The organism is Oleiphilus sp. HI0123, assembly GCF_001635315.1.
The window spans coordinates 1-525 of the sequence record NZ_LWGE01001856.1 but is presented as its reverse complement, the minus strand read 5'-3'; the positions used below and the strand labels follow the sequence as shown (position 1 = coordinate 525).

The following is a 525-nucleotide window of genomic DNA, read 5'->3' as shown; positions in this document are numbered from 1 at the left end:
ACGGTATAGTTCCAAGGCGAAATAATGCCAATAATCCCCAGCGGTTGATATTGCACAAAACCTGTCGCAGGTTGAAATAAAGGAGAGATCTTTTTCTTATCTTTGCTCATCCACGATTTCAGGTTTTTGATGTTGTAGTCGATGCCGTGAATGGTTGTCATTAGCTCAGCAAGTTTTGTTTCATCAGCAGAGCGGTTAGAAAAGTCGCTGGAAATTGTCTCGATAATCTCGTCTTGATTATCAAGAAGCATGCTTCTAAGTTTTTTAAGGTTTGCGACTCTTTCCTGATAAGAAGGCATTGGGTTTTTACGGAAAGCAGCTTTTTGCTCGGAAAAAATCTGATTCATGCGTTGGATTTGTTTTTTGCTTTCACTTATTTGAATGACTTCAGCAACCATGGGGATGAGCTCCGACAATATGTCTATCTGTTTGTGTTAGGCGAAAAATAGAAGAAAAACGAAAATAATCTACTTTTTACAATATACTTTATATTTTTAGAGTATATACTCTAAAAAGTCAACACTT

General features: G+C 36.8%; 1 protein-coding gene. It reads right to left on the bottom strand.

Features of this window, described 5'->3' with window-relative positions; genetic code table 11:
* Nucleotides 1–398: aldehyde dehydrogenase family protein (locus tag A3761_RS24905; protein ID WP_197473255.1), on the bottom strand; the 398-nt coding region annotated here is incomplete at its 3' end.
* Nucleotides 399–525: the final 127 nt, after the last annotated feature.